This is a genomic window from Zavarzinia sp., assembly GCF_041650655.1.
In the GTDB taxonomy this organism is placed as follows: Bacteria; Pseudomonadota; Alphaproteobacteria; order Zavarziniales; family Zavarziniaceae; genus Zavarzinia.
This window is the reverse complement of record NZ_JBAZKR010000211.1, coordinates 1-3,541: the sequence shown is the minus strand read 5'-3', so window position 1 is coordinate 3,541 and position 3,541 is coordinate 1. Positions and strand designations below refer to the sequence as shown.

At 66.2% G+C, this 3,541-nt stretch carries 5 protein-coding genes; 4 read left to right on the top strand and 1 reads right to left on the bottom strand.

Annotation, left to right across the window (positions count from 1 at the left end; genetic code table 11):
• The first annotated feature begins 63 nt into the window (after positions 1 to 63).
• Entirely contained in the window at positions 64 to 729 is a 666-nt protein-coding gene (locus WC493_RS22365; RefSeq protein ID WP_373068693.1) for a 3'-5' exonuclease, read from the top strand.
• Positions 730 to 753: 24 nt separating this feature from the next.
• Here the strand turns inward: WC493_RS22365 and WC493_RS22360 are convergent, their stop codons facing one another.
• Entirely contained in the window at positions 754 to 1,791 is a 1,038-nt protein-coding gene (locus WC493_RS22360) for a type I glyceraldehyde-3-phosphate dehydrogenase (RefSeq protein WP_373068691.1), read from the bottom strand.
• On the opposite strand from WC493_RS22360, the gene WC493_RS22355 reads away from it, so the two are divergent.
• From WC493_RS22355 to WC493_RS22345, 3 genes are all read left to right on the top strand, one after another.
• Positions 1,790 to 2,647 (top strand): AzlC family ABC transporter permease, encoded by an 858-nt coding sequence (locus WC493_RS22355; protein WP_373068689.1) that lies wholly within the window; start codon positions 1,790 to 1,792, stop codon positions 2,645 to 2,647. The two genes, WC493_RS22360 and WC493_RS22355, sit on opposite strands and share 2 nt — an antisense overlap.
• A complete protein-coding gene (locus WC493_RS22350) occupies positions 2,644 to 2,970 on the top strand; it encodes an AzlD domain-containing protein (protein ID WP_373068687.1) in 327 nt (108 codons plus the stop codon). The genes WC493_RS22355 and WC493_RS22350 overlap by 4 nt, the downstream gene beginning before the upstream one ends.
• A gap of 105 nt (positions 2,971 to 3,075) precedes the next feature.
• Positions 3,076 to 3,541 (top strand): filamentous hemagglutinin N-terminal domain-containing protein (locus WC493_RS22345; protein ID WP_373068685.1); only part of this gene is annotated, 466 nt, incomplete at its 3' end.

Genomic DNA, 3,541 nt, shown 5'->3' with positions numbered 1-3,541 from the left:
GGTATCAGCCATGCGGAGGGACTCAGGCGGTAAAGTATGCCAATTGTAGACCGACTTGCGACCATGCTTCCCGAATCCCTCCCTCCCGCCGCCGCCGAGCCGGAACTCCCGCCCTACGAGGGCGTGTCGATCGGCGACATCGTGCTGGTCGTTTCGCCGCACGGCGCTGCCGAGGCGCGCGAGGCCCTGCTGGCGGAAGACGTCATCGGCTTCGACACGGAGTCGAAGCCGACCTTCAGGAAGGCCGAAGTGTCCACCGGGCCGCACCTGATACAGCTGGCGACCGAGAGCCGCGTCTACCTGTTTCCGGTCGGCCAATTGCCGGAAGACCACGGCTTGAAGGCCATCCTCGAGTCCAAGCGGATTCTCAAGGTCGGCTTCGGGCTCGGCAGCGACCTCGCGCAACTGCATGCGCGCCTGCAGATCGAGGCGCGCAACATCCTCGATCTCTCTCGCGCGCTGCGCAGCGAAAAGCCGGGGCAGACGCTTGGCGCCAAGACTGCCGTGGCGCAGTTCTTCGGCCGGCGCCTGCAGAAATCCAGAAGGACGACCACCTCCAACTGGGCGAATCCGCGGCTGACGGAACGCCAGATGCTGTACGCCGCCAATGACGCGCACGTCGCGCTGCGGGTTTATCGCGCGGCGCTGCTCTGCGATCCCCGCTTGCAGGAGCGCCACCGCGCCGGGCGCGAGGTCCGGCAAGCCGATTTGCCGCATAGCCCGGACTAGGCCATCCGCAAGTTCCGGCGGCGCTCAGTCCGTCGCGCGGCCCAGGCGGCCCGCCCAGAACGCCGCCAGTTCGAGCATGCGATTGGCGAAGCCCCACTCGTTGTCGAACCAGATCAGCAGATTGGCCAGATGCGGGCCGCTCATCCGCGTCTGGCTGGCGTCGATGATCGCCGACTGCGGGCTGTGGTTGAAGTCGATCGAGGCGTGGGCTTCCTCGCTGTAGGCGAGCTGGCCCGGAAAGCCCGCCTCGACGGCCTGACGCAAACAGGCGTTGATCTCCGCGACCTGGGTGCCGCGGGTCAGCGTCGCCACCAGGTCGATGGCCGAGACGTTGGTCACCGGCACGCGGATCGACTTCGCCTCGATCCGGCCGGCGAGCTGGGGCAGCAGGCGCGCGACGCCGCGGGCGAGGCCGGTGGCGACCGGAATCATGGACTGCATCGCCGAGCGGGTGCGGCGCGGATCGGCGTGATGGTAGCCGTCGATCGGCGGCTGGTCGTTCATCACCGAATGCAGCGTCGTCATCAGCGCATGTTCGATGCCGAAGGCCGCATCGAGAATCGACAGCACCGGCACGATCGCATTGGTGGTGCAGGAAGCCGCCGAGACGATGCGTTCGCCGCCGTCGAGCGATTCATGGTTGCTGCCGAGAACGATGGTGCGGTCGACGTCGCCGGCGCCGTGCCCCGGATGCGAGAGCAGCAGCCGCGGGCAGCCGGCCGCCAGAAAGGCCTCCAGCTCGGCGCGGCTCGCGTAACGGCCGGAGGCCTCGACCAGCAGGTCGATTCCCAGTCCGCGCCAATCCACGCCGTGCGGCGTGCGGGCATGGGATACCCGGATCGGCTTGCCGTCGATGCGCAGCTGCTCCCCATCGACTTCGACCGTGCCCGGAAAGCGGCCGTGGGTCGAATCGAAACGCGTCAGGTAGGCCATGCTTTCGATGTCCGCCGGCTCGTTGATGGCCACCACCGCAATCTCCTCGCGCAAGGGAGACTCCTGCAGGGCGCGCAGGAAACAGCGGCCGATGCGGCCATAGCCATTGATGGCGATACGAAGTGTCATGGAGCGGCCCCGCCGGAAGGAGGCCGAATTCTACTGCCTGGCCGGCGGTTGCTTCTCATGCCGGCGCGCAAGCCGAAGAGTCGGCGCCGGCAGGACGGCGGTGAATATTCACCTAAAATGCGCGGCAATCCCGTTCCGATCTTCCGTGATGCCAAGTTCGTCGTTTCGCGCCGGCGCCCGCGAGGGTTTCCGCAGCTTTCTGCCGATGTCGGTGGGTTTGATTCCCTGGGCGCTGGTCACCGGCATGGCCATGATCAGCACCGGCCTCACGCCCGTACAGGCCATGGGCATGAACGTCATCGTCTTCGCCGGCACCGCGCAGCTCGGCACGCTGCCGTTGATCGGGATCGGCGCGCCCTTGTGGCTCATCGCGGTTACTGCGCTGGCGCTGAACCTCCGCTTCATCATTTTCAGCGCCGCCATCGCCCAGGGCTTTCGCGGTATCGGCGCACCGCTGCGCTGGTATTCGGGACACCTGCTGACCGATGGCGTCTTCGCCTGCTGCTTCGAGAAGATGCTCGCGGTCGACGATCCGCACTGGCGGCTCGGCTACTACCTGGCACCCTCGCTCTGGTCCTGGGCGCTGTGGCAGGTCTTCGCCCTGATCGGCGTGTTCGCCGCGGGCTCGATTCCGAAGCACTGGTCGCTGGAATTCATGGCCACCATCGCCTTGCTGGTGCTGTTGGTGCCGCTGGCAAGGCTGCGGCCGATGCTGGTCGCCGCCCTCAGCAGCGGCGCGGCGGCAATACTCCTGCGCGGCATGCCGCTGCGCCTGGGGCTGATCGTCGCGATCGTGGTCGGCATCGCCGCCGGCTTCGCCGCCGAGCACTGGCACGGCAAGGCGAAAACGGCATGAGCGCGGAGGCGACGCTGTGGCTGACCTTCGTCCTGCTCGGACTGGCGACGACATTGCCGCGGGCGAGCTTCATCGTCCTCGGCGGCCGGGTGCGGCTGCCGTCCGTGGTGCAGCGCGCGCTGCGCTATGCGCCGGCGGCGGCGCTTGCCGCGATCGTCGTGCCCGACGTGCTGGTGGTTTCCGGCGACTTCGCGCCGCTCAATCCGAAACTGGCCGGCGTTATCGCAGCCGTTGCCGCTGCGATTCTGTCGCGTAATCCGTGGCTGCCGTTCATCGCCGGCATGGCGGTGCTGCTCGGCGTGCGGGCGTTGTCCGGCGCCTAGGTTTTTTGCTTCGGGCCTTGTGCGTGGCAACAACCGAGCAATTGATCCAATCCACTCTAATGCAATGGGTATTGTGGTAAAAAGAGATTTGTTTGGCATTTGCCCATGAACGACGACAACGATCTCCGCAGTAACTCGCCCCGACCCACCAAGGCTGTCCTCCTGGGACTGGCCGCCGTCGGTGCGTGGCTGGTCGCCGCCCCGGTGCTGTCGAACCCGTTGAATCCGACCGTTATCGCCGGCACCGCCAGTTTCAATCAGGCTGGCAGCGTCCTCACGGTGACGAACAGCAACGGCGCGATCATCAATTGGGACAAGTTCTCGATCCAGGCCGGCGAGACCACTCACTTCGCCCAGACAGCTGCCTCAAGCAGCGTCATGAACCGGGTATTGAGCGATCCGACCGTTATTTACGGCACGCTAAGTTCCAACGGTCGCGTTTTCCTGGTCAATCCGGCCGGCATTCTGGTCGGTCCGGGAGGTCGGGTGGATACGGCCGGATTCGTCGCCTCCACGCTCAACATCCGCAACGAAGACTTCCTCGCCGGCCGCAACCTGTTCATCAATGACA